We start from the raw sequence: 24,354 nt of genomic DNA on the forward strand, positions 1-24,354 counted from the left end.
AATTAGCAAAACACAAAAAAAGATTTCCATCCACAAAGCTTAAGTTTTGTACCGAAGAATTAAAGATTAAACCAACGAGTTGATTTTATGCATTTGAATCAAACCTCAAGATGTTGTTATTCAGATTGCGTACAAGATACGTAGGAGAGCAAAGAGATCAATTTCTTAAAAAGTCAGATGATTTTTAAGCATTATTTTGAGCTTATGAGGGATATGATAAAAAAAGGAAGCCAAAATTCTGACACTTATAGAAAAAAAGATATAATAAATTGGATAAATGAATATTCATGTTCCGTTGAAAGGCCAATTATTAGTTGACCACTACAGCAAGTATTGGACTATATTATTGATAATGGGTTTATGCCAAATAAATGAGTATAAATATGGATTCCAAGGGTAAGTTGTTTTTTGCATTATGTAAACTGAAAGATGAAATTGCAAAAGTAGTTGAGTATAATCCAAGCAAAATAGATTATTTAAAAAATCTTGAATAGAGATGGGTGGCAATTTTTTCCCACCAAATTACATACCCTATAAGGTTTTGTTCAAAAAAAGTAAATAAGATTGATAAAGAAACAGGAAAGAATGTTGCCGTTGGGATTCCATCAATAATGGACGTTGTAAATCATGGGAAGCAAAAAGAACTAGGGGTCTGTTTATTTTCTGGTAGTTTTTGCTAAAATGAAATGTTACCGTGTGAATAATATTAATAAATTTAAAACAAAAATGATTAACACAGAAAAGCATTGCTATAAGAAGGTGAAAGGAAATAAATGATAAAAACTCTGAAACAAAAGAACACTCTTAGGTGATGTTCTTCTTGTGGAAAGTATGAGAAACACTTAGAGAATGTGGGTGGGAAAATAAAGACATTGTTTCACTTTCAAAAAATTATTATAACAATGCAATGGATATCAGTTAAAGACAGGCTCCCGGAAGTTGGGCAATATATTTTGATTTGTAACTCAAATGCAGATGAAGACAATATAGTATGTGAGGCTGTTTATCTTGACAATTTTTTTTATATTAGTCAGATAAATGAAAGAGCAGAGCTTGTCACACATTGGATGAAATTACCTGAACCGCCAAAAGATTAAAATAATGGACGAAAGAGATCAGAATGTAAGAGGTAATGAAACATTAAGTTTTAATTACGAAACCGGAATATATGAGGCAACTTGTAGGTTAAGAATAAATACCCATAGGGCCGGACCTGGAAGGTTGCAGCAAATGTACACTAACTTATCAACCGGAAAACCTATTGGAAGGATGTCGAAATAGACAATTTTCAAGATTAAAGTAAAGCCACAACTTGACCAAAACGTAAAAAAGTAAAGGTATAGATTAAAAAATGTCCAGTTTATTTCACATAAAACAAGACAAAAAAATGGCTACTAACTTTTGCGGTATATACGAGGTACGCCTTAACGAAATTTTAAATTATAAACAAATGCTTGTAGGCGTATCTTGTATATACTCTATTATAAGCTGATTAAATTTTTGAGCGATGGAATGGATAACAACCAAACAAATACAAAGTTCTGATGGTAAAACGGAAAGTATACGATGTGAACTATGGCTAAACTTTTGAGCCAACACAATGGAATAAAAAAAAAGTCGCCTGTTTTGGAAATATATTTCTATGATAAAAAGTAGAAGGTGGTTGGTGGATTGACAATGCAAAAACAAAATGGTATGTGCATCCACCGCAAAAGCAATGTGAAATAAAATTCACTTATTTTCAAAGACAACCAATTGAAAAGTTTTATTCAAGTGAAAAGAAAATACCATATAATGATTTCACATTGGATTTTTGCAAGAAGAAAGCAATAGAAATATTTACAAGTAAACTAAATGACATCGTTTTGCAGTGCGGTGGAAAAATTTAATTTGCTTATAACGTTTGCAGCTAACCGAAGGCAGGATTTACCACAAACCGAACCACGAACTGCCCTTAGCCCCTTTTCTTGAGTAACCTTGTACAAGAAAGTGGTTTATAATCCAACCTCTCCTGATTACCTAACCCAGGGTCAACACTTTTGCACAGTCACTATCGGTCTTTGTTGCTTATAACGGTCGGGTATATGCTAGGTTGGGGATTTCGGAGACGAAATTTTCAATCGAAGCACAATGACCCCAATCTTGCATATACTTGTTATAGCCAAGTGCTTTTATTAATTAAACAATTAAAATAAATAATATATGAACTCAACAGACAAAGCAAGTCAAATGATAATTGACTTACAGGATAAAAACGTAAAACTAAGAATTGGTCTTGGAAAACTATTGCAGATTTGCAAGAATACAAAAATGAATGAAGAATCAGAAAGTTGGAATCATTTTATGGGACTTGCTCAACAAATGATGGATGAAACAGACCCAAATGGTAAATGGAACGGTATTCGTCTTTAGCATTGGCTATAACTGCTACGGCTATGAGCAGTAGCGGATTTGAAACACAAAACTTTAAATAACAGATAATTATGATAGTAGAACAAATGTTGAATAACGCACCGAAACCGCTATTGCACATAGCCGATGTTAGTGGCAGTGCTTTGTTCAATGCGGACTGTATGGATATTTACCTCTTATTCCTGATAAATCGGTTCAACTTATTTTGGCAGATTTGCCTTATGGAACGACTGGATGCAAGTGGGACAGTATAATACCATTTGAGCCACTTTGGGAGCAATACGAAAGGATTATTAAAGACGATGGGGCAATAGTATTGTTTGGCTCACAACCATTTACAAGTGCATTAATAATGAGCAACCCAAAACTTTTTAAATATGAGTGGGTGTGGGAGAAAAGCAAAACTTCAAACTACGTTCATTGCAAATACCAACCATTAAAAGCACACGAAAATATTTTGGTATTTTTCTAAATATCCATCTGCTCAAAACTCCGCTAAAAAAAATATGATTTACAACCCACAATTTACAATGGCAGAACCATACAATAAAGGAAAGGTTAGTAATTCAAATGGTGTTTTGACAGGTGGAAGAAAAGAAAGGGTTGAAGTAAAAAGTTTGGATGGTAAGCGATACCCACGAAGCGTTCAGTATTTTAGAACTGCTGAATGTGAAAATCAAGTTCATCCTACTCAAAAGCCACTTGCTTTATTAAAGTTTTTGGTTGCTACTTACTCAAATGAAGGAGAAATAGTGTTAGATAATGTAATGGGTAGCGGAACTTGTCCACTTGCAGCTAAAGAGTTGAACCGTTCTTTTATTGGAATTGAAAAAGAGGTAAAATATTATGATTTGGCAGTTGCTCGTGTGTTCGGGTAGCATTGCCACTAACTACTTATATGCACACCTTTAGTAAACATATACAACGTATTTTGTCGGATATGAACATATTAAAAAATTAAATCACAATTAAATAAATAAAATGAGTACAATAACTTTAGAATGCAATGTTACCGAGTTTGACATAATTCCTAAAAAAGAAAACGATGAAAATGTTTTTGCAATAAACAATAACTGTTTGATTATAAATCTTATGGATTCAAGAAAAGATAAAATTTTAACACAAACTGAAATCTCAAAAGAAGATGCTGTCGAACTTGCAAAATTAATTTTTCTAAAATACAATAATTAAAATGAGTATATTTAAAAAATCATTAATGGAGTTAAATGTTCTAAGAACAGAAGAGGGGTATATTGATTTGCCAAAAGAAATAATTTATAGATCAGGGGATCATATAATTATAAACGATAAAGAGTATGTAATTGAAATAGTGAAATACCATGTATATAATGGTAAAATATTTCAAATAACTTATATTCCTTTAAAAGATAATGCAACAACAAAAATAAATTAAAACAAGTGAAAAGCGGTAATCGAAAAAAGCAAATAAATAGACTTAATAAATTCGTTGAAAAATACAACGAAAAGCTGTATGATGCATTTTGTGATAATCATAAAACAGGTAATTATATGGATTGGAAATCAATTAAAATACAAAAGATAATAGATTTTGCCACTAAGAAGTTAAAGCATAAAAATAATAACGGATATCAAACATACTGGACAATATTTTGCAGATGGATAAAATTTAATAAATTATCTTATTCGCCAAATTAAACAACCCACATCACACCTGTCAGTTTAGACCTGACAGGAAAACTATAAGACATGAGAATATCCGGCTTCTACGCTAACCTCCAGGGAGAGATCATTGAGATAGTGGACCAACCACTCACAAAGTATAACAAACACGTTTGGCCCACAAGAGAACTTGCTGAGGGCGCAATGGCACTGGCTGAGTGGCTAAGATATTACCAATTGGAATTCCCAGGAAAAACAACTGAGGAAATTCTCAAATCCGAAAAGTGGCCAGAATTTTCAAAGAAGCATTTGGACCTATTCATTAAATCTCTACCGTTATTTATCTAAAAATATTTTTGCACAACCCATTGATATTAAATAAATTCTTAATATTTTTGCAGACACTCTTGACTATGAAAGCACTTAAAGAAACACTTTTGGTATGGCTGATTTTTTAGCATTATATACCTAATTGTTGTTTTGATTGTATGAAAATAGCTTTGACAATTCCGGGATTCTCGGCACATGGTGGAATAAATGTTATTTTGGAATGGGCAAACAGACTGTCGGAGTTCCATGAAGTAACATTGATAACTTCTAAGTTGGGTAAACATCAATGGTATCCACTAGATAAGGCTGTTAAGGTCACAACTGACATTTATTTAAAAAAATATGATTGCCTGATAATTTGCAGCCCACATCATTCATTTTTACTGGAAAGCAAACATCTTCCTGAGAAGTGTTTTGTCTTTATGCAGATGTTGGAGGACAAATTTAAGCCTCAAGACATTGCTTGGCAAAGAGCGTGTAAAGCATTTTACAATGCTAAGTACCCGATGTTTTATATATCGGAATGGAATTATGAAGAAATCAAAAGATCAAACGACCAGGATGTTTATTTAGGAAATGGAGTGAACTTTGATTTATTCCCTTTGGAGACTCCCGAAAAAGAAAATGTGATACTTGTTGAAGGGTGAGAGCCAAGCAATCCTACAAAAGACGTGGATTACGTGGGGCAAGAGTGGCAAAGGAACTCAAAAAATTGTATGGCTGTAAAGTTCTTGTTTATTCTCAATTGCCTTGCAAAGAGTACATGGAAGTCCCTGACGAATATCATGTTAAACCAAATTTGGAAACATTGAACAGTCTTTATCGGAGGGCCAAGATTTTCATCAAGGCTACAAAATGTGACGCAAGAAGCACCGCACCACTTGAGGCAGCAACAAAGCAATGTGTTGTAGTTCGTGGAATTGACAGAGGGGATGATGATTTAGACGTAAGCAATTGTTACAAAACAGATTACAATTTTCAGCACGTTTTAAATTCGGCTAAGTTCGCTTGTGAAAATTACTTGCATGGAATTTTGAAGGCTCAGGAATTGCAAAGAAATATAGTACAATTCGACTGGCCCTATTACATGGGAATTGTAAATGAAGAAATAAGCAAATAATTTAAAATCAATAAAAAATGGAACAGAAAATTAATGAAATCGAATTGAACGGCATTAAATATGTGCCAAAAGACAGCATTTTAAAACCTGAATTTACAGGCGACATTAAAATAGTTGTATTACAGCGTGGATGGGTTTATATTGGTAGGTTTGAAAGAACCGGTAATGATTGTAAACTTCATAATTCATACTGCATCAGAACATGGGGAACTACAAAGGATTGCAAGAACTTGTTAACGGAGCGACCTCAGCGACTAAATTAGACAAGTGCGAAGGCGTTGTAGAATTTGATTGGCTTACAGTAGTTCATACAATTACCGTAAATAAAGAATCATGGAAGCAAATCGGATAAATATTAATTTCGAAGATTCACAAAATACATACGGGGACGGGGACGGTTACGGTTACGGTTACGGGGACGGTTACGGTTACGGGGACGGGAACGGGAACGGTTACGGTTACGGTTACGGTTACGGGGACGGTTACGGGGACGGGGACGGGGACGGTTACGGGGACGGTTACGGGGACGGGGACGGGTATTAAAAGAAAATATAAATGAAAACTTTAATTTTAGGTTGTGGTTCCCATGTGAACACCAAAGAAAAGGACCACATATACTGTGATTTAAGACCTTATCAGAACGTGGATGTTGTTCATGACCTTGATGTTTACCCTTGGCCATTTGAAGATAATTCAATTTTGAATATTTCAGCAGTCCACCTGGTAGAGCATTTAAAAAACGGATTATTGCCGTTCATGGATGAATGTTGGCGAATTCTCATGCCTGGGGGAGCATTGTATATTGAAACACCTTGTGCAGGGATGGACCCTGATTTGGAGTTTGCAGACCCCACTCATGTGAGATGTTACCGACCGCACACATTTACAAATTATTTTCTTAGGTCTGAAATTGGAAAGCTGAATTACACAACAAGAGCCTGGAATATACTTCATTTATCAGTTCCGGAATCAGGCCCAAATAAGAATTGCATCATTGTTCACTGTAACGCAATTAAATGATTGGAATAGTTGCCATAATATACCAGGAAGAATATTGGAAGGAAACTGAACTCCTTTTGGCTCAGACAAACGACCCAGTTTATTTGGTTGACCGGAAAGGAGTTGGTTCAATGAGTGAGGCGTACAACACCGGGTTCAAAGAGGCAATGAAGGATAAGGAGTATGAATGGATTTGGTTTGTCTCCAATGTGACTTTTAAAATTAAAGATTGGCAGAATATAAAAAACCTTGCCAATACTTTGACTGACTATGCAGCTATCAACCCGGTTTATAATTCTGACCATGCCCATTTAAGGCCCGGACATTCTGAATTTTCAGTTTACGATATTCCATTTGTGGAGTTTACGGCCCCATTGGTTCGTGCCAGTGTATTCAAAGAAAACCCACTTGATGAAATGTTGCCTTATTGGGGACAAGACTTAGACTGGTCTTACAGGGTGAAACAAAACGGATGGAAACTGGCAGCCTGTTCAGAAATGGTTTTGGGTCATAGCTATATAAGGGAATCAGAACCCAACAAGATTACAGAGCAGAGGAAAAAATTAAGATTCCAAACTGATGCCGGAACCCATAAGAGACTGATTGAGAAATATGGACAAGATTGGAGAAAGATTATTTGGCCAAAAAATTAAAATATGCAACTTGACAAAACAGGAAGGGAACATGAGGTTAACTTTTGGAAAGGATTTGTAAAAACTCAAAGATTCTTAACCCAATGGGTCCCGGAAATTAAGACCGAGGAATTAGATATGGGAGTTTACAGATTTCTGAGAGATATGGATAATCCAAAAGTCTTAGATGTCGGCTCCGGAGTGGTTTCAATTCTTAACGGAACGGTAAAAGACCTTGACGCAGCAGACCCACTGGCAGAAGATTATAAGCAGATATTTGACTACGAGGCTCACAGACTTATTCCACCGCTACCATTTGCCGGGGAAGAAGTTGGACAAAACTTTTTTGAGCAATACGATGTGGTTCACATGAGTAATGCCATTGATCATTCAGTTGATCCTCATGCTGTTTTTAAGAATTTGATTGATGCGACAAAGAACGGAGGGTTCATTATAATCCAGGGTTTTGAGAATGAGGCAATCTTTGAAAATTACGAGGGATTTCATCAATGGAATATCACCCAGGATGGGGTTCATATTTACGCTGCAAGGAAGAATGAAAGACCAAGACAGTTAATTGATGAAAGGATTGAGCCATTTTCTATTCACAAAAATAAATTTGAACACAAATCTTGGTTTGTATGGATAGCACAAAAAGTAGTATAGACACCTTATTGGTTGATTGTGATGGAGTTCTTACGGATGGGAAAATGTACATGGACCACACCGGAGAAAAACCATTTAAGGCGTTTAACTCAAAGGACATCAGAGCCATCAGGGAGATTGTGGCAATGGGAATCAGGGTTATAATTGTAACTGCAGATGATGGCAGCATCAATGCCAAATATGCCGAGAAGGTGGGAGCTGAATTGATTCAATCCAGGGACAAAGGAAAGTTGCCTTTTGAAAGTTTTGGTAAATTCTGGGTGGTATGTGATGATGTCTGGGACCTACCAATGGCACTAAAGGCAGACAAAGTATTTTGTCCTACGAATGTTGATGCAAGTATTTTAAGACTTAGCCCAACCATAATTCAAAAACAAGGAGGTGAGGGCGTTATCGCTGAGGTGGTAAGATGGATTTAGTTTATGTCTTGGGATCGGGTTCAAGATGGGGGGATAACGAGCTGAGATATTCCCTGAGATCGGTTGAGAAGTATTTAACCGGCTATGACAAAATTTTCCTTGTTGGAAATAAGCCGGATTGGGTCAAAAACGTGACGCATATTCCGAAGCAAGATATACCATGCAAAGAGTGTTCGATTAAGGAAAAGATTTTAGCAGCCTGTTACGATCATAGACTCAGTGAGGACTTTTTATTTTTGAATGATGATCATATTTTTTTACAAAAAACAGAAACATATGAAATAAAATCGTATTTTTACGGCACACTAAGCGAATGGATTAACCGAAGATCACCGAAGGAAAGGTATTTCAGATGCCTTTCAAACGCCAAGGCAGAATTAGAGCGTTTCGGGTTGCCCACTTACCATTTTGATATACACGTTCCGATTGTTTATAACAAAACCCGTTTCATTCAGGCAATGGATACCTACAACTGGAATCTTACTGAGGGAATGGTAATAAAATCACTCTATGGGAACACCTTTTTTGAAAACCCTGTAGAGTATTTGGACTGCAAGATAAACGAAGGAATAAATTTGGAGCAAATCGAAAACAGGGTGAAAGGTAGATTTTGCTTTTCATTTGGCGACAAGGGGTTGAATATGCACTTAAAATACTTCCTGAATAAGAATTTTTTAGACCCATCGAAATATGAATGAGTTTATATTTTTTGCAATCGGTTTATTTTCGGGAATATTATTAGCGTGGTTTAAGAGTTGGTTGAAGGAATTTCTTGAAAAGATGGACGAATACGACCCTTGGAATCAATACTAAAATTTTATAAAATGGCACAGAGCAGAGTTAAAAAAGAAAAGGAGAAAAAAGAAGTAAAAGCCCAAGTATGGCTAACGGCAACACAGCGTAAGAAATTTGATCGAAACGCAAAGAGGGCCGGAATGAGTTTGACTGATTATTTTGTGGAAAGATGTTGTTAAACGGGAATTGTGATTTGATTTTTTCATTTACTCCCTGGTGTTATCATGACTACATCAGGGGAGGTTTTAAAGATTGAAAATTTGGAGAAATGAAAACGGCAACATTAATTAAAAGGACATTTTTGTTTTTTATTGCCACAGCATTACTATTGTTGTGCGAGAGGGGTTATAAAAATTACGCAACAAATAAAGCCGTAAATGAATTTGTAGAGACTTCGTTAGAAGTAATGCTTTTACTCGGTTTGTTTTATGGTGAATTTTACCAATGGTTTGAAACCCACACCGACCCAATAATAAAGAAGGTGCAGGATTTTTTTAATCGAAGAAATAATGGGTTATGATTGACGATTATACAAGGAAGAAAGTGTATAAATTACAGGAAAGGGTACAGAAACTTGAATCTGAAAATGAAATGCTTAAAAGGAAAATTGTTGACATAATGCACATTTTAGCGATGTTTTATTTCATGAAAACGTTTCAAATGAAACAGTTGCAAGGTTATCAAATTTAAAATTTTTTGAGTAATGGATGATTTTACCAAAGTGTTTATATTTGTTATGTTGTGGCTTAGTTTGATATTAATTATTGAGTTTGTAGTTGATTACTATTATAAAAAAGACAAATGACAGCAATACTATTAGGCTTATCCGTTGCGGTAATCGTAATTTATGCAGGAATCCTTATTGCGGCATTTAGCGGAGAGGATGAGCCAAATTAACCAAATTGTTGAACCCACCGAAATGGTATTAAAACGTCTAAACCAATGGAAACAATAGTCACAATAATAGTTATATCACTGTTTGCGCTCATCTTGAACGCATTCAAAGTAAACAGCGATCAATCCTCAATGCAGAGGCAACTGGAATCACAACACCAACAAATACAAGCACTCAAAGCAAGATTGGCAGCATTAGAGCCAAAGGATGAGATAGACCAATTCATGGACAAAATCAATAAAATATAAAATGAACATATCAGGTAAAATCCACAAGATATTTCCAGAAGAAAGGAAATCGGATAAATTCACAATGAGAAACTTTGTCCTTGACACTGGCGCAAGGTATGGCAACTTAGTCATTTTCCAATTGACAAACGACAAGTGTGGCCTTGCCGACAAAGTAAAGCCAGGGGATAATGTTGATGTCTCATTCGACATTGTGGGCAATGAATCAAAGGATAGGTTCTTTGTTAACCTAAACGCATTTAAGATTGAAAGGAACTAATCAGAGCCTAAAAGTATTTTAAACAAAATGCGCCCTAACATTCAGAAAAGGATTGATGAAGTGGTTTAAAAAGAAAACTTATTAAATGGCCAAGGAAAATATAATCAAAAAGTCAGATTTAATACCTGATAATAAGAACTTCAATAAAGGTTCTGAATTGGGACAGGAATTAATAAAAAAGTCCATTTCAAAATTCGGGGCAGGTCGATCAATTCTAATAGATAAGAATAACCGAATCATTGCAGGGAACAAAACAACTGAAAATTTTGAAGGTGAAGACGTTTTAGTAATCGAAACAACTGGAGAAAAACTAATAGCTGTAAAGAGAACGGACATAGACTTGGATACTCCTGAAGGCAGAGAAATGGCACTTGCTGACAATGCAACGGCAAAAGAGAATATTGTTTTTGATGCGGAATTGATAGAGGCAGAGGTTGGTGAGGCTGTTTGTGAGGAGTGGGGTATAAAAACTGCCATAAAATTAGAAGCCCAAGAAGATGATTTTGATGTACCGGAAGGTGGAATAGAGACAGATATTGTACTTGGGGATTTATTTGAGATTGGAGAGCATAGGTTGCTTTGTGGGGATAGTACCAACCCTGACCATATAGAAACACTTATGTGTGGCGTTTATCCTGACTTGATACACACCGACCCTCCTTATGGCATGAATGCTGTAAGTAAAAGCGGAGTATTAAAGGCGAGCTACGGAACAGATATAATGGGTGACGACAACCCTGATATTGCTAAGGATGCGTTTACTCTTATTTATTCATTATACCCAAATTCAAAGCAGATTTGGTGGGGGGCTAATTACTATTGTTCTGTATTACCTGATAGCGAATGTTGGCTTGTATGGGATAAAAACAATGGCGAATCAGACCAAACAGACTGCGAGTTGGCATGGGCAAACTTTAGAAGCGTAGTAAGACAATTCACTCAAGCAAGTGAAAAAACAAACAGAGTTCATCCAACACAAAAGCCAGTAAGCCTTGTTTCATGGATAATGAAGCGGTTTAAATTATCAAGCAACACTATTGCTGATTATTTTGGTGGAAGCGGAACTACTATGGTTGCCGCAGAACAAATGGGGAAACAGTCTTTTTTAATGGAGCATGATCCAAAATACTGCCAAATTATAGTTGACCGAATGTTAAAACTCGACCCTGCGTTAATAATTAAAAAGAACGGAGAAATATATAATGCCGAAGCCAAGTAAGCAAATAATAATTGATTCAATCATTAAAGGGATTGAAAAGGGCAAAGACCGAGGCTCTTTGTTGTCCACTATTGGCAAAAAATGGCAATTGAGTCAAAGGACATTTGATAGGTATTTAAAAACAGCAAACGAACAGCATACAGAGGCCCAACAAGCCATCAAAAGTAAATTGGTTGATATTGATACCCAGGCTGCTATTGATGCCCGTAAAAAGGAGATAGTGGCCATTGAAGAAAGGAAGGAACTTTTATCTAATATAGCAACTGGTAAAATAAAGGTAAAAAGGCCTTTTGTTATTGGTGGCAAGATTATGGAATACCCGGAAGAGCCGAGCCATAATGATAGAATAAAAGCATTAAGCGAGTTAAACAAAATAGAGGGAAGTTATCAGCCACAAAAAATAGAGGCCGAAATATCTGGAAGTGTTAAAACAGTGATTCAATTATTTGAAGATCAGCCACCATTGATTGAATGAGATTAGTAAAATTCGACCTTACAGGTGACAAAGCAAATAAAAAACAAATTGAGTTCATCCGTGCCGTATTTGATAAGCGAAGGATTGAAACAACATATGCCTATGGTGGGGCGGTAAGGGGTGGAAAGACCTTTGTAATTTTGTACTGCCTACATTTGTTGGCCCGAAATTACCCAAATTCAAAATGGGTGGTTGTGAGAGAAGACCTTCCTGCACTTAAGACCACCACAATTCCAAGTTTTAATAAATTAATTGATGCATCGAAGTACGGCAAATGGAATTATTCAGTACCGATAACTTATACCTACAACAACGGAAGCCAAATAATTTTCAAACCTGAGAGTATTACCAATGATCGGGATTTGAATTCATTCCTGGGGTTGGAATGCAACGGTTTGTTCCTGGAACAGGCAGAAGAATTGAGCGAAAGCATGTATGATATGGCACTGCAAAGAGCAGGATCGCACTACATCGACCCGATGCCGAAGCCTTATATTTTCATGTCATTTAATCCGAGTCAGACATGGACAAAAGAAAAGATTTACATTCCATTCAGAGAAGGAGGTTTAAATACAAAGGTTTATTATCAAGAGGCATTGCCTTCTGATAATCCTCATGTCACAAAAGAACAATGGGAGTCCTGGGACATGTTGCCCGAAGAAATGAAGGCCCGAATGATCCAGGGAGACTGGACAGATTTTGGAGGAAAGAATCTTTGGTTGTATTCATTCAGACCATCCCATCATTTGCAGGAAAATTTGCAGTTTGATGATTACCATCCGATTTACGAGGCATATGATTTTAACTATTCTCCGACTACTTGCCTATTGTATCAAGTGATTAGGGATAAGCAAACAGAAGGCGGTGGGATATTTTTCTTGAAGGAATTTTCGGTTGAAGGTGGAACAGAAAGGCTATGTAATGAGGTGAACAGATTTTTTGATAATGAGTTAAAAGGCTACAAAGGATTTTCATATGTCACTGGTGACGTATCAGGAACCCAAAGAGATACCAGGGGGAATTCTACGGACTACGAAATCATTCAGCGAGTGAGAAGAATTCCATTATCCAGATTTATTGACACAAGGTCTATGAACCCCAAAATGGATTTCTCAAGAGACATCTGCAATATAGCATTCCATAATGATTTGGTCTTTGTAGATCGGAAAAAATGCCCTATCTTAGCGAAAGAATTGAGCCTTGCAAAACCCAATGAGAACGGGAGGGGATTGTTTAAAAATCGCAAGGCATACAAGATGGACAGTTTCGATGCGATGAGATACGGAATTCATGCCGTGTGTAGTTCGGACAGTGATGTAGTTCAATTGGCGAGGGTAGTGTACGGGAGAGAAAAGTAAACACCTAAACAATGAGATACCTAATTTTGCTTTTGTTATTTTCTTGCGTTAAAGAGGATAAATCAATTCAAGTACAGGAACCAATACAGGCACTAAATGCGGTGCAATGTGATTCTGTTTATTATTTACCTGTTTATTCGGGTAGAATGATGAAGATTTTACCCAGGACAATTGTACCTTGGAATTATAAAGGGCAAAGATATTGGTTTGCAAAGGGATATGCATTTTCTATTGTTGACCCATTTAATTATCAGCAAGACAGCCTAAAGGAAAGGGTTGTGTTCTCTGACACAGTAATGATAAGTTATTCTGATACCTTCTATATCTGTAAGAAGTATTTTAAATGAAAATAGTACCTGAGAACACCCTAAATAAAGTTACCGAGCAAGTAGCACCGATTAAGAAGCAGAAAAGATTATTGGGTAAAATTATCCCTATGCCTGGACACAGAGTATTTCAATTGGACATATCAACTGGACAAGTTACCGAAGCAGAGTATGAGAATGACATCGAAATAACTCTTGGTAGGGTAATCAAGAAGATAAAACATCGGCCATACTGCATTTATCAGTCTGCTTTGAACTTGGAGAATGCAAAAAAGAAATTCCTAAAAATTATTAAGAGTGAATTGGAGAAAACTGTTTAAGAAGAAAAGAAGTGATTTAAAGTTCATCGGGAACATGGAAGGGCATAACTTTTATGTAGTGTTCAATCCTTCCGAGTTGACTTATACAAGATACTTTACTTATGTCCAGGCGGTGCAATTATCAGGGTTCAAATTATTGAAAGAGCATTTGGATATTTGTTTGGACCTGATTGATCAAAGCATATCAGAGGGGAACATTGCGAGAATTGCACACATTACAGATGCAATCAGAGGGTATCAGAACTTGTATCTGTCAAATGATTTGATGAAGGAGGTTGTGAATTGTTTTATTTTGATTGATGATGAACCATTAACAGAATTCAGCACTTCGCACACACAAACCAAATTAGCATTGTACGACAATAATTTGGAAATACGCTTTTTTTTTATCAATTTTGCAATGGATTTGCTGCGGAACTTGGTGAGTTTACCCGAACATATTCAGCCAGAGGAATACTTGAATTCAAAAGCAGTGAAGCTGAAGGAGACGGCCTTTTGGAGGGTCTTGAACCTGAAAAGTGGATTGGCGCACTCTACGACAAAATAATAGAGATTACAGAAGAAGTTAATGAACAGACAATACGTTCAGCGAAAGTATTGGGCGTGTCTGATCAAACATTGGAGGGAATGACATTGGGGCGGTATTTGGAATCTTTGATTATTCATAAAAAATTACAGAATGGCCGACAGCATATACGACCTGATAGCAACGATCAAATTTCAGTATGAGAATGAAGGGGCAAAAGAAGCGGCCAATGATTTGAATAAAATTGATCAGGGAGCTGCAAAGGTTTCTGGCACTTTGGGAACAGTGGGAAACACTGCCGAGAAGTCAGCGCAAAAAACATCATCGGCATTTAAAGAGGTTGGTAACGAAATTCGGGCAACTCAGAATAAAATTACTAAGGGTCCGACTGTCACAGGTGACCCAATGAAGGGATACACCGAGGCGGTAAAGAAGTCTTTACTTTCTCTCGATGCGGTTTATGAAATCAATAACCAAAAATTAGCTGAGAAGGATAAGAAGTTTTCCATATTCCGGGCAGAATTGCAGAAACAAGGATTGGGACTTTCTGAAAGAGAGATAAAAACTTACTACGAAAATGTTTTAGGTATTACCGAGAAATACAATTCAGAGATAGCCAAAGCAGACCAGGGCAATTTAAGTACAAAGCAAAGAGCTGTCGAACAATTAAAAGTTGGAGTTACCCAAAGAGTGAGCCAAATAACCGGAATAGACCCCGGAACTATTGGAGAGATCGGAAGCAAGTTGACTGGTGGAGCTGTTGGGGCTACTGCATTGGCTGCCGGAATAGCATTGGCTACGGTTAAACTTGCTGAATTCGCTGAGGAAGAAGATAAGGCAATAACAAATTTTGCCTCAATTATCGGATCAGTGAGACTATCTGAGACGCTTGTAGACGAACTTGATACATTAGCGACTCAAACCAAATTCACTGGTGACGAGTTGCAAGATGCAGCATTCACTTTACTTAAGTTTGGAGTTGCAGCGGAAGACGTACCGGACAAGATCAAAAGCCTTGGGGATGTTGCAGCAGCTACAGGGGTATCATTAGGAACGTTGGCAGACATTACCGGAAGAATTGATTTTAGAGGGTTTGCCAATCCAAGGGAGTTAAAAGTATTGGAGCAACAAGGAATCCCCATCTTTGAAAGTTTGGCAGCGGTTACCGGCAAGACAGTTCAGGAACTTAGGAAGCTAAAGAAAGTAAGTGACACCGATGTGAAGGCTGCATTTGCTCAAATGAGCCAAGAAGGTGGAAAGTTTGCCGGAGTGTTGGAGCAGCAAAGTCAATCATTGACATCTTACAGGAAAAGGTTAAGTGATGCATTCACGAACATAAAAGAATCAATCGGCCAGGCGTTTCTTCCGGCTGCAAAAGTCATTTACTCAAATCTGATTCCGGCACTCAACAAAGTTACTGAGATATTAACTCCATTGGTTAAAGTGTTTGGAGTAAGTTTAAAGAATCAATTTGAAATTATATTTGGCGCAATCAGTACCGGATGGAATTTGATCAGCTCAATAGTTGGCAATTTTGCAGGATTTGTCAATGATGTAACGAAACTTTTTGGACTTGATTTCTCCAAAATAGATTTCTCTGCATTGTTTACCGAGTTTTTGGCTACAATCAATGCAATTTCAAATGTGATAGATGATTTTTTCAAAAATGTAGGGACCGGAGGCAAGATAGTTTTCAAAGAGATTGTGAGGGTTTTTGAAACGGCATTGGGTAAAGTATTCCAAAATATACCGGGGCTGCAGTCAGTGGGTAATAAGTTATTGGGTTTGGCATTTGTGAAGCAGAATGAAATTAACGAGCTGCAGAAACAAAAGATTGACCTTCAAAAGGAGTTCAACAAGGAATATCAAAAATACCTTGACATGACTCAGAAGGAAAACGCCCAGAAGTTAGAGGAAGAAGAAATAGATAACGATGCATTAGCCAGACAAGCGAAATTCAGAGAAGAAAGGGCAAAGGCATTGCAGGAAGTAAAACAGATAACGGCAGAATTGAGAAAGCAGTATGAGGATGTGCAGTTGGATGGATTGTTTGACCCTAAGAAGATAATTGACCAAAGGGATGTTATCAATACTCAGAGGGCATTAATAGATCAGGCCCAAAAGATAGCCAATGCGGTAAATACAGCAACTCAATTAAGCAAGAAGTACAAAATACAGATACCTTTCACGGTTGATGTAGATTCTTTCTTTTTGCAAAATGAAATCCAAAAAGGTTTAGAGACGTTGCCTGATGCGTTGGTCATTCCAGAGATTCCCATCCTAATGTCCGGGGCTGTTTCTTTGGATGTGAATTTGGATAGGCAGAAGACTTTGGCAATGTTGGAAAAGGAGATTTCTTTTTTCAAAGACTTGCCCGATGCTGTAAAGAACAAAACAGTTGATGTACTTGTCAGCCTTGGGGTAAAGATCACTCCCGAAAGTGCAGAAAAAGCAAAGGCTGAATTGGATAAAATTATCAAAGATGTTACTGCATTGACAGACCCGACTCAATCTGTTGAATTAGCCAAAGCAATACAAGAGGGATTAAGTGAGGGAATAAGTGAGGGAGAGATAGCGAGGGTGCTGTCTGAGAAGTTTAATTTTTCAGAGAAGCAGATTGCAGCTCTAATTAAACAGTTTAAAGAAAATGCAGAGGGATATTTTAAAGAGGAAGATTCGTTTCTTAAAAAAGCATTTGATGGGATATTTGGATTTAAAAAGGATGGCACAAGTTTTCTTGGCAAAGCAGAAGAGGCGTTACTCAAAGACGCATTAAACTCCGCAGCGACACAAATCAGCGCATTCACAGACACATACATCCAAGGAGAACTTGACAAGACAGATTTCTTAATCAGTCAAACTGAATCAAGGATTGATAAATTAAAAGAAATTGCAGATCAAGGCAATTCCGAACAGCTCCAAATTGAGGAAGATAGGTTGGCAGAGTTGACCAAAAGGCGTGAGGCATTTGCTCAAAAGCAAAAGCAGATCGCAGCGGTTGAGATTGCAACTTCTCAGGCAGTTGCAGCAGCCAAATCAATACAGGGTTTAACATCAGCATTTGCAGCCGGTGGCCCTGCCGGAATTGTTACTGGTATTGCCTACTCAGTTGCATTGGCTGCCTCCATTGCGTCAATAATTGCAGGGGTGTCGAATGCGTTTGGTTCTATCCCTGGGTATAAGACAGGAACGGAATACATCCAAGGACCTGGAACGGAAACAAGTGATAGTATTTTAGTGAGGACTTCCAAAGGTGAGAGGATTGTAGATGCATCGAATAACAAGAAAATCGGAGAAACAAAAAACAAAGACTTGCCGAGGTTAGTCGAGAAAGGAAAAGAAGTGGAACGGTTGGTTAAGAATAGCGATTATCGGGAGATCATCAAGACAGGGTTAAAGGAAAGGTTGAGCAATTCCGAAAAGTCAAGTAATTCAGAGAAATTCGGAATTTCCGAAAAGTTGACAAATAATGTCTTGACAAATATGGACAAGTCCAAAATAGACAAGTCAGAAAAGGTACAAGTCAGCAAGGAAACGAGATCGGATTACGTCCGAATTGAGTTGGGTGGTCAAAGTATGTTGATCAGAGAGGACAAACTGAGGACAGCACTATCCAACACCGAGACAATAAAAGAAAAGGTTGAGAATACAAGGGAATTGGTAAGGGCCAATATGACCCATTTTAAAACCGATTTCGCCACCACAAAGACTGAGAAGATAAGAGAATCATTAGTCCCCATACTGACACCTGAGCGGTCCACATTGTTAAGGGTAATTCCATCGGATACCGAGACAAGGCAGCGAGAAGATGTCAATATCAAACTGGAATCTTTAGGTAACAAAATAGAATCAGGACTTAAGGAAATGGGCAAAAGAATTGCAGACATTCAGGTCATGGTAGATTTTAACGAGGATGGCATGATTGCGACTCAGCGAAGGAGAGAAAAGGACAGGATCAGAACCCAAAACATTAAACTTTGAACAAGATATTTATCAATAGTGTAGATTTTACCGAGTGGGTTATCGGTCTTGACGAATTCACCGTAACAGTTGAGCGTTCCGATTCGGGAGGGGTGGACCAATCAACATCGAACACCATCAGGATTATACGTGAAGGCTATGAGATATTTAAGGCGTTTTTCTTTGGTGAAATTTGTACTGCCCAGGATAAGATTTTAGAAGCGACAATAAAACTGGATTGCTGTGATACCGTTTTCACCTATGATATTTATTTCAAAGGGTGTGCATTTATTGATTACGTTTGCGAGGCGAGGGTATCAATGATCCAACGGTCAGCAGAGAAAGACGCATTTGAGAAACTCATAGGTAGTCCATTTTGGGCAGACAAATACAGTTATGTAAATGATGCGATCAATGCCGGAATGGTTCACAAATTGTCTTATGTGAAGGATGATGGGAACCGGGTAGGTTTGGGAGTTTACCTACTTTTATGGCCATTGTTGACAATTGTTAAGGCTATAGTAGGCGCCCTTGCCTGGTTGAATATCGTTGATGATGATGTCCTTGATTCATTTGATAGATTGGAGAATGACGCAGTTGGAGCCGGGGAATACAGGCCATGCCCAAACCTTGCTTATATTTTCAGGTGGCACTGCAATAATCTTGGGCTGACTTTCCAAAGTTCAATTCTAAATTCTGAGCCTTACAACAACCTGGTTCTGTATATGGCCCAAAATAAGGGCGGTATAAACTATGACAAGTATAATACCGATCACTGGGACGCATGGAACGCAGCGAATTTGAACCCGGTTGAATTATTGGAATCTTTAAAGCCTGTATTCAATGCTGAATGGATTATATCAGATGGCGTTTTATATTTTGAAAGAAAGGACATTATCGACTCATTGAGGGTTAATTTATTCAACATCCAAGACTCAGAGAAGGATGGGGATATTATCGACATTGGGGATGTCACAAATAAAGAACCCAATTTTGCTTATTGGGATGGCCGATATAAAGTAGATGCATCAGACAGCCAAAGTTCTCAAAACGTTCCGATGTATTCCGACATTGTGGAGTGGAACCCAACAAACATCAAGGCCAGAAAAGGTAAAAAGGAAGTTGTCGCAAATTTTGCACCAGCCAAGTTCACCAATGACATTAACGCCAATGGGTTTATGAAATTAATTTGGTACACTGCAGAACTTTTAGACTCATTCAACAACACAAGTAGAATGACCCATTCACTTGTGACTGGTCAAGATATTTGTTCTGAATTAAAACTTTTGATTGTAGATGAAAAGGAAGTGATCACTATTGATGGTTATAAATTTGTTGGAGTAAAGAGGCGCAAAATAAAGGACGGTCCGAATGGTGATGTTTATGAATACAATTGGGAAATGTGGTTCGATAAAGACCTTCCGGATCAGGAATTATATAAACGATTCCACTACATAGATGATCCTGAGAATCAGAAGAGCAGACCGATAAACTATGAAAGTATCACAATAAAACCAAGTGATTTTTGTACCTTTACAGAGAAATTGAACACCTACAAATTAAACATTTCGATTTCGCACAAAGATTTTGGGCAGGGTATTCCGGAAAAGTATGAGATAGACTTTTCTGAACAAACCGTTAAGTTTGAAAACATAAAATTTAAGTGTAGTTAATGGCCCTATATGTTGACACCACACCCCAATCAAGACAGATCAGCCCAGGCGGTATGTTTCGGGCGTGTTCTATATTTACCAGTGATGAAGTAATCCCGAATTCGACAAAGATTCATGTTGATATTGCTTTGTTTTTGGATACCGGGGAGCCTACTATTCCGGTACTTGAACCAAGATGGGAGTGCGAATTCCCAACATCAAACGGCACAACCGTTGAAATGTCTTTTGTGGGTTTGGTTTCCAAATATAAAAACCTTCAAGTAAGATTAACAAGACAGATCAATACAACCTATTTGGTTGAATTTGAATTCTTGGCAATTGCAGATACCGGGGATTATTTGGTCGCTCACGAATGGGCATCTGATATACTTTTAAAGGAATCAGCCAATGGAGGTTCTAACAACATTTACAACAACGGAAGTAAAAATATATTCATCAGGTCCTCAGTGATCTTTGATGAAATAATCACAGCCGAGGCGTTAATACCATGTACAGCGACTAAGTGGAATTCTGATGGTGAATATGGACTTACTCATACTTTGTATGTCGATGGAACAGAAGTAAACGGCTATATCTACAACAAGGACCTAAGAGTAGTTTTATTCGGTGGACCAAATATGTACACCTCAAGATACTTTGCAGGAATAATGAAGGTGTCAGGGGCCAATACAAGCGACCCACATTATGAAGCAACCAAATTACAATATGGATTAATTGGGTCAACTATTGAAACAGCGGAATTCTTCACTCCGAATGTGATTGACTTTGATAAACTTCAAAACGGAAAAGGATTAATTGAATATGCCGGAACTTATACCGAGGGAGAATTCACCATCGACTCAACCTATTTTGAGCCTGGGCAGCAGTATGTTATTTTTTGGGTTTACAAACAGTTTGATACATGGTATTCCCGAAAATCTGAGGTAATAAGCCAGATCATACCGGGACCAGTTCCAATAAAACCGGATATCACTTGCTCAATTATTGTAGACAATAATGAGACTCATGCGACTTGTTGCGTAAGAAATGCAGCCCCTTGTGTGAATTATGAATTCAAATCTGTACTTGATTATTCAGACTACAATACTCAATTAGGAACAGCAGGACTACCAGGTACTTTTTTTGATTACTTTGTAAGGTGCGACATTAAGTACAACACCACAAACGACTATACGACAGCTAAGAACATAAGCGAGTTGAACCCGACTTATGTATATAATAACACCGGTGGCAGCACATGGACCAGAGGGGTGCAAATGATGATTCCGGATAGTTTTGCAGGAGGGTCTTTATATTTGTTTTTCGATTGGATATTTAATATAAACGGAAATACGGACCATTGCATATTTCCAATGACCATTCATGTGGTGGATTATGATGATGCCGACTTTACTTTATTTAGTCATTCATCTTTGCCTGATGGGTATTGTTATGAAGACGGCAAACAACTTGCTTTATCAATAGTGGAGCCATCAGTTGACCATGTGAATTTATATTATTTAACAGCAAACGGCAAGATTTTAGAAGATCAGTCACCTTTGATTTTACCAACTACCGGAGGCGGCAATTTTGGATTTACGGTTGATTATACTCAACTTGAAGAAAATCAGGAATACTGTATCAAATTGGTGGCATATAAAGATAACACAATAACAGGCACTTGTGCATGTGAGACAATGGAGTTCAATGCTGTTGCAGATTGTGGTGGAAAATTCGTCACATGGGAGTTTGATATTCCTGGATGGGCCAATGTAGACATGGACTTCATCAACATAACATATCTTGATGCGTTCGGAATTATAAAACAGTACATTGTCAATGGTTCCACAAGCGGAAATTTCCAAACCCCAATAAAAGGATGGTTTAGGTTTGAAGTTGTTAGGACGGACGGATGTCACTACACCACATCATTTGATAACGGAGACGGACTGATCAGAAAAGAAGTTCCATTCTCATTCGGTAAGTGCCAGGAGGAAAAAGTAGAATTTGAACTTTGCGATGCAGTTACAGAAGAAACGGAAACAACACCATGCACTAATTTTCCTCAAATATCAATTGCCTGTTCATCCTTGGGTGTTGCTATACCAACATGGTCAGGCGAAGGAACAACAACATCAAGCGTGAAACAATATTCTTTTGATGGTTCAACCTGGTCAACATATACAGCACCTTTGGCAAGTCAAAAGGTTTTCTTTAGGTGGACATTAACATACAACGTGGGTGCCACTGGATGCGGTGACAAGGTGGTTTATTCTCATGCTGATTGTACAATTTGCGAACAAGCATAATGGAAAGATATATTTTATACTCCCCCGGAACAGTTGCCTGTGTTGACATTGACGGCAAGGCAAGAGAAATATGTTTGCCGGTTCAGAACAGATGTGTTTTAACCCCAACGGATAACATACTTGCAGACTGTGATAATACTTATGCATGTTCAAAGCAATGTGTTAAATATCCTTATCGAGTACCTTTTCAAATTGGGGATAAGATCATGTTCCAATTAATGTTCAGGGATCAGTATAATGCAGACCCAAAAGAACCGGTTGCAGGATGGGAGGATTTTGTTATTGCGACATTGCGAAAGATTGACGGGACAGAGATTACCGATATGGCTCAGTTTGCCTCAAGGTATTTTGTTTGCCACAATGGAGATAATTCATACCAGGTTATTGAGATTGATACCGGGATAGAAGGTTTTCCGGAATGTTTTGAGTTGGATTTTGTCGCTAAAAATGATTTAAACGAAACAACGGAAAGCGTCTGCACTCAGCAATTTTATGTACCTGATGAATGCCATGATATAATTTACTTTGAAGGAGTTTACTCAAAGAAAGATTGTGTTGGTAATTACTATGCAAAACCTACGTGTGTAGATGGGTTTAAGTTTATCAATAAATTAGGAATTGAAGCGAAGATAGTTGAACAGTTTCCGGAAGTTGAAAGGACATCAGGAAGGAACGGAAAATTATTGAGCAGCACCACACGAATGAATTATAAAATCATTCCTACAAAATTGATTCCGCAATTCATGGTGAACTATTTGAGCAAAATTATTTTTCAAGGAAGACAAATAAAAATTAACAATGAGACCGTAAAAATTAGTAACTTTGCAATGAACCCCGTAAGTGATTACAAAGGACTTTATAGATTAGAAATTACTTACAGCATAGAGTGTGCAACAGAGTGCTAAAACACTCAAATGATTCTAATAAAAAACAGAGCCGGTCTTGTGATTCCGATTAAACCGGATGTTTACGAAAGGAACAAAGAGAAATACGCAAAAGATGGTTGGAAAATTGCTGAACCAATGAGCGTCAAGAAACTTGGGAACAGACCAGTTGAAGTTAAAAAGAAGGACTAATCTAAGAGAGTGCAGCAGAGTTTTTTTAACTTTAAAAACTTTGTAAAGCATGAAATGTGCATCTTTAACTTGTGCCGGATCTTCAGTTGTGATCCCACAGAGATACTTAAACGATTGTGACGCTAACGAGATACAATCAGCGTGTTACACTGGACTTGCAATTGCACGTTGTGATTGGGTCCCAACTGATGTAACAGACACCGCAGAAATCGAAGCAGCAGTACTTGCAGGAAAGATAAAACTTTTACCAAAGGGTAAAATCGTTTTAGAGACTCCTTCTGATGTTGTTGAGGAAGATTACTCAGGATGTTTTGACCGTGTTGTAGTTAGAACCGAAAGGTTGGTAAATTACGAAACATGGTTGTTCAAAGCCGATCACAGTGATGAAGATTACTGGACTGAGGTTTGCGAGTTGTTCCAAAATCAGCGAGTGACTTTGATCTTAATCAAATCTGATGGTTACTTTACACTTGGAAACGAGTGGGCCGACTTCGTAAAAGGCGGTTACATTGGAACGGACCCAGATCATGCTCTTGGACTTGAAGCATCTTTGACTCAGAACTTCTCAGTTGACAGAGGGGATGCAAAAGGAAAAGCAAGATGGAAAGCTCAATTCCAATTAAATTACAATTGCGTATTACAGCATGTTACCGTTCCTGGTTTTGTTGACGCATTGGCAGACAGCGAAAGCGCATCATAATTAAAACTCAAAATTTA

Annotated in this window: 29 protein-coding genes and 1 pseudogene; all 30 read left to right on the forward strand. The window is 37.6% G+C overall.

From position 1 onward, the window contains the following. The first annotated feature begins 902 nt into the window (after positions 1-902). Positions 903-1,097, forward strand: coding sequence for a DUF551 domain-containing protein (locus IPJ53_17920; protein ID MBK7800972.1), 195 nt, complete (start codon positions 903-905; stop codon positions 1,095-1,097). Between the two features lie 4 nt (positions 1,098-1,101). Further along, a complete protein-coding gene (locus tag IPJ53_17925) occupies positions 1,102-1,281 on the forward strand; it encodes a hypothetical protein (GenBank protein ID MBK7800973.1) in 180 nt (59 codons plus the stop codon). A 921-nt stretch (positions 1,282-2,202) separates the two neighbouring features. After that, positions 2,203-2,412 carry a hypothetical protein gene (locus tag IPJ53_17930; GenBank protein MBK7800974.1) on the forward strand — a complete coding sequence of 70 codons (210 nt, stop codon included), beginning with the start codon at positions 2,203-2,205 and terminating at the stop codon, positions 2,410-2,412. Between the two features lie 86 nt (positions 2,413-2,498). After that, positions 2,499-3,290, forward strand: a pseudogene (locus IPJ53_17935) (site-specific DNA-methyltransferase). A gap of 103 nt (positions 3,291-3,393) precedes the next feature. Further along, the gene (locus IPJ53_17940) at positions 3,394-3,603 is read left to right on the forward strand and encodes a hypothetical protein (protein ID MBK7800975.1); all 210 of its coding nucleotides are present in this window, start codon (positions 3,394-3,396) and stop codon (positions 3,601-3,603) included. Position 3,604: 1 nt separating this feature from the next. Further along, positions 3,605-3,826, forward strand: coding sequence for a hypothetical protein (locus IPJ53_17945; GenBank protein MBK7800976.1), 222 nt, complete (start codon positions 3,605-3,607; stop codon positions 3,824-3,826). Between the two features lie 314 nt (positions 3,827-4,140). Then, on the forward strand, positions 4,141-4,401 hold the full coding sequence (locus IPJ53_17950; protein MBK7800977.1) for a hypothetical protein: 261 nt from the start codon (positions 4,141-4,143) through the stop codon (positions 4,399-4,401). 140 nt (positions 4,402-4,541) lie between these two features. Then, positions 4,542-5,030, forward strand: a complete 489-nt coding sequence (locus IPJ53_17955) for a hypothetical protein (protein ID MBK7800978.1) — start codon at positions 4,542-4,544, stop codon at positions 5,028-5,030. Between the two features lie 44 nt (positions 5,031-5,074). Beyond that, a complete protein-coding gene (locus IPJ53_17960) occupies positions 5,075-5,503 on the forward strand; it encodes a hypothetical protein (protein ID MBK7800979.1) in 429 nt (142 codons plus the stop codon). Positions 5,504-5,520: 17 nt separating this feature from the next. Then, entirely contained in the window at positions 5,521-5,766 is a 246-nt protein-coding gene (locus IPJ53_17965; GenBank protein ID MBK7800980.1) for a hypothetical protein, read from the forward strand. A 292-nt stretch (positions 5,767-6,058) separates the two neighbouring features. Continuing rightward, positions 6,059-6,523: a methyltransferase domain-containing protein gene (locus tag IPJ53_17970; protein MBK7800981.1), complete on the forward strand. Its 465-nt coding sequence runs from the start codon at positions 6,059-6,061 to the stop codon at positions 6,521-6,523. Continuing rightward, complete coding sequence (locus IPJ53_17975; protein ID MBK7800982.1) at positions 6,520-7,155, forward strand: hypothetical protein; 636 nt, start codon at positions 6,520-6,522, stop codon at positions 7,153-7,155. Before IPJ53_17970 ends, IPJ53_17975 begins: the two co-directional genes overlap by 4 nt. Before the next feature lie 3 nt (positions 7,156-7,158). Continuing rightward, positions 7,159-7,800, forward strand: coding sequence for a hypothetical protein (locus tag IPJ53_17980; GenBank protein ID MBK7800983.1), 642 nt, complete (start codon positions 7,159-7,161; stop codon positions 7,798-7,800). Further along, on the forward strand, positions 7,776-8,219 hold the full coding sequence (locus tag IPJ53_17985) for a hypothetical protein (GenBank protein MBK7800984.1): 444 nt from the start codon (positions 7,776-7,778) through the stop codon (positions 8,217-8,219). The genes IPJ53_17980 and IPJ53_17985 overlap by 25 nt, the downstream gene beginning before the upstream one ends. Beyond that, positions 8,210-8,917, forward strand: a complete 708-nt coding sequence (locus tag IPJ53_17990; protein ID MBK7800985.1) for a hypothetical protein — start codon at positions 8,210-8,212, stop codon at positions 8,915-8,917. The genes IPJ53_17985 and IPJ53_17990 overlap by 10 nt, the downstream gene beginning before the upstream one ends. Positions 8,918-9,043: 126 nt before the next feature. Further along, positions 9,044-9,193, forward strand: a complete 150-nt coding sequence (locus IPJ53_17995; protein ID MBK7800986.1) for a hypothetical protein — start codon at positions 9,044-9,046, stop codon at positions 9,191-9,193. 763 nt (positions 9,194-9,956) lie between these two features. After that, a complete protein-coding gene (locus IPJ53_18000) occupies positions 9,957-10,157 on the forward strand; it encodes a hypothetical protein (GenBank protein ID MBK7800987.1) in 201 nt (66 codons plus the stop codon). Between the two features lies 1 nt (position 10,158). Then, the gene (locus IPJ53_18005; GenBank protein ID MBK7800988.1) at positions 10,159-10,416 is read left to right on the forward strand and encodes a DUF3127 domain-containing protein; all 258 of its coding nucleotides are present in this window, start codon (positions 10,159-10,161) and stop codon (positions 10,414-10,416) included. Between the two features lie 85 nt (positions 10,417-10,501). Continuing rightward, entirely contained in the window at positions 10,502-11,635 is a 1,134-nt protein-coding gene (locus IPJ53_18010; protein MBK7800989.1) for a hypothetical protein, read from the forward strand. Further along, positions 11,619-12,110, forward strand: a complete 492-nt coding sequence (locus IPJ53_18015) for a hypothetical protein (protein MBK7800990.1) — start codon at positions 11,619-11,621, stop codon at positions 12,108-12,110. The genes IPJ53_18010 and IPJ53_18015 overlap by 17 nt, the downstream gene beginning before the upstream one ends. Beyond that, positions 12,107-13,468 carry a hypothetical protein gene (locus IPJ53_18020; protein MBK7800991.1) on the forward strand — a complete coding sequence of 454 codons (1,362 nt, stop codon included), beginning with the start codon at positions 12,107-12,109 and terminating at the stop codon, positions 13,466-13,468. The genes IPJ53_18015 and IPJ53_18020 overlap by 4 nt, the downstream gene beginning before the upstream one ends. Positions 13,469-13,479: 11 nt before the next feature. Continuing rightward, positions 13,480-13,815: a hypothetical protein gene (locus IPJ53_18025; GenBank protein MBK7800992.1), complete on the forward strand. Its 336-nt coding sequence runs from the start codon at positions 13,480-13,482 to the stop codon at positions 13,813-13,815. Beyond that, the gene (locus IPJ53_18030) at positions 13,812-14,114 is read left to right on the forward strand and encodes a hypothetical protein (GenBank protein ID MBK7800993.1); all 303 of its coding nucleotides are present in this window, start codon (positions 13,812-13,814) and stop codon (positions 14,112-14,114) included. Before IPJ53_18025 ends, IPJ53_18030 begins: the two co-directional genes overlap by 4 nt. After that, positions 14,092-14,661 carry a hypothetical protein gene (locus tag IPJ53_18035; protein MBK7800994.1) on the forward strand — a complete coding sequence of 190 codons (570 nt, stop codon included), beginning with the start codon at positions 14,092-14,094 and terminating at the stop codon, positions 14,659-14,661. Before IPJ53_18030 ends, IPJ53_18035 begins: the two co-directional genes overlap by 23 nt. A 132-nt stretch (positions 14,662-14,793) precedes the next feature. Then, a complete protein-coding gene (locus IPJ53_18040) occupies positions 14,794-18,621 on the forward strand; it encodes a hypothetical protein (GenBank protein MBK7800995.1) in 3,828 nt (1,275 codons plus the stop codon). Next, entirely contained in the window at positions 18,618-20,273 is a 1,656-nt protein-coding gene (locus tag IPJ53_18045) for a hypothetical protein (GenBank protein MBK7800996.1), read from the forward strand. The genes IPJ53_18040 and IPJ53_18045 overlap by 4 nt, the downstream gene beginning before the upstream one ends. Next, positions 20,273-22,561: a hypothetical protein gene (locus IPJ53_18050; GenBank protein MBK7800997.1), complete on the forward strand. Its 2,289-nt coding sequence runs from the start codon at positions 20,273-20,275 to the stop codon at positions 22,559-22,561. The genes IPJ53_18045 and IPJ53_18050 overlap by 1 nt, the downstream gene beginning before the upstream one ends. After that, complete coding sequence (locus IPJ53_18055; GenBank protein MBK7800998.1) at positions 22,561-23,466, forward strand: hypothetical protein; 906 nt, start codon at positions 22,561-22,563, stop codon at positions 23,464-23,466. Before IPJ53_18050 ends, IPJ53_18055 begins: the two co-directional genes overlap by 1 nt. A gap of 9 nt (positions 23,467-23,475) precedes the next feature. Then, positions 23,476-23,637, forward strand: a complete 162-nt coding sequence (locus tag IPJ53_18060; protein ID MBK7800999.1) for a hypothetical protein — start codon at positions 23,476-23,478, stop codon at positions 23,635-23,637. A 49-nt stretch (positions 23,638-23,686) separates the two neighbouring features. Continuing rightward, a complete protein-coding gene (locus IPJ53_18065; GenBank protein ID MBK7801000.1) occupies positions 23,687-24,337 on the forward strand; it encodes a hypothetical protein in 651 nt (216 codons plus the stop codon). Positions 24,338-24,354: the final 17 nt, after the last annotated feature.

It is taken from the genome of Candidatus Vicinibacter affinis (assembly GCA_016714365.1).
Lineage (GTDB): Bacteria > Bacteroidota > Bacteroidia > Chitinophagales > Saprospiraceae > Vicinibacter > Vicinibacter affinis.

What these genes read in the sequence shown, in the direction of transcription:
- IPJ53_17920 (MBK7800972.1), top strand. Translation starts at nt 903, where the DNA reads ATGCAATGGATATCAGTTAAAGACAGGCTCCCGGAAGTTGGGCAATAT.
- IPJ53_17925 (MBK7800973.1), top strand. Translation starts at nt 1,102, where the DNA reads ATGGACGAAAGAGATCAGAATGTAAGAGGTAATGAAACATTAAGTTTT.
- IPJ53_17930 (MBK7800974.1), top strand. Translation starts at nt 2,203, where the DNA reads ATGAACTCAACAGACAAAGCAAGTCAAATGATAATTGACTTACAGGAT.
- IPJ53_17940 (MBK7800975.1), top strand. Translation starts at nt 3,394, where the DNA reads ATGAGTACAATAACTTTAGAATGCAATGTTACCGAGTTTGACATAATT.
- IPJ53_17945 (MBK7800976.1), top strand. Translation starts at nt 3,605, where the DNA reads ATGAGTATATTTAAAAAATCATTAATGGAGTTAAATGTTCTAAGAACA.
- IPJ53_17950 (MBK7800977.1), top strand. Translation starts at nt 4,141, where the DNA reads ATGAGAATATCCGGCTTCTACGCTAACCTCCAGGGAGAGATCATTGAG.
- IPJ53_17955 (MBK7800978.1), top strand. Translation starts at nt 4,542, where the DNA reads ATGAAAATAGCTTTGACAATTCCGGGATTCTCGGCACATGGTGGAATA.
- IPJ53_17965 (MBK7800980.1), top strand. Translation starts at nt 5,521, where the DNA reads ATGGAACAGAAAATTAATGAAATCGAATTGAACGGCATTAAATATGTG.
- IPJ53_17970 (MBK7800981.1), top strand. Translation starts at nt 6,059, where the DNA reads ATGAAAACTTTAATTTTAGGTTGTGGTTCCCATGTGAACACCAAAGAA.
- IPJ53_17975 (MBK7800982.1), top strand. Translation starts at nt 6,520, where the DNA reads ATGATTGGAATAGTTGCCATAATATACCAGGAAGAATATTGGAAGGAA.
- IPJ53_17980 (MBK7800983.1), top strand. Translation starts at nt 7,159, where the DNA reads ATGCAACTTGACAAAACAGGAAGGGAACATGAGGTTAACTTTTGGAAA.
- IPJ53_17985 (MBK7800984.1), top strand. Translation starts at nt 7,776, where the DNA reads ATGGATAGCACAAAAAGTAGTATAGACACCTTATTGGTTGATTGTGAT.
- IPJ53_17990 (MBK7800985.1), top strand. Translation starts at nt 8,210, where the DNA reads ATGGATTTAGTTTATGTCTTGGGATCGGGTTCAAGATGGGGGGATAAC.
- IPJ53_17995 (MBK7800986.1), top strand. Translation starts at nt 9,044, where the DNA reads ATGGCACAGAGCAGAGTTAAAAAAGAAAAGGAGAAAAAAGAAGTAAAA.
- IPJ53_18000 (MBK7800987.1), top strand. Translation starts at nt 9,957, where the DNA reads ATGGAAACAATAGTCACAATAATAGTTATATCACTGTTTGCGCTCATC.
- IPJ53_18005 (MBK7800988.1), top strand. Translation starts at nt 10,159, where the DNA reads ATGAACATATCAGGTAAAATCCACAAGATATTTCCAGAAGAAAGGAAA.
- IPJ53_18010 (MBK7800989.1), top strand. Translation starts at nt 10,502, where the DNA reads ATGGCCAAGGAAAATATAATCAAAAAGTCAGATTTAATACCTGATAAT.
- IPJ53_18015 (MBK7800990.1), top strand. Translation starts at nt 11,619, where the DNA reads ATGCCGAAGCCAAGTAAGCAAATAATAATTGATTCAATCATTAAAGGG.
- IPJ53_18020 (MBK7800991.1), top strand. Translation starts at nt 12,107, where the DNA reads ATGAGATTAGTAAAATTCGACCTTACAGGTGACAAAGCAAATAAAAAA.
- IPJ53_18025 (MBK7800992.1), top strand. Translation starts at nt 13,480, where the DNA reads ATGAGATACCTAATTTTGCTTTTGTTATTTTCTTGCGTTAAAGAGGAT.
- IPJ53_18030 (MBK7800993.1), top strand. Translation starts at nt 13,812, where the DNA reads ATGAAAATAGTACCTGAGAACACCCTAAATAAAGTTACCGAGCAAGTA.
- IPJ53_18040 (MBK7800995.1), top strand. Translation starts at nt 14,794, where the DNA reads ATGGCCGACAGCATATACGACCTGATAGCAACGATCAAATTTCAGTAT.
- IPJ53_18050 (MBK7800997.1), top strand. Translation starts at nt 20,273, where the DNA reads ATGGCCCTATATGTTGACACCACACCCCAATCAAGACAGATCAGCCCA.
- IPJ53_18055 (MBK7800998.1), top strand. Translation starts at nt 22,561, where the DNA reads ATGGAAAGATATATTTTATACTCCCCCGGAACAGTTGCCTGTGTTGAC.
- IPJ53_18060 (MBK7800999.1), top strand. Translation starts at nt 23,476, where the DNA reads ATGATTCTAATAAAAAACAGAGCCGGTCTTGTGATTCCGATTAAACCG.
- IPJ53_18065 (MBK7801000.1), top strand. Translation starts at nt 23,687, where the DNA reads ATGAAATGTGCATCTTTAACTTGTGCCGGATCTTCAGTTGTGATCCCA.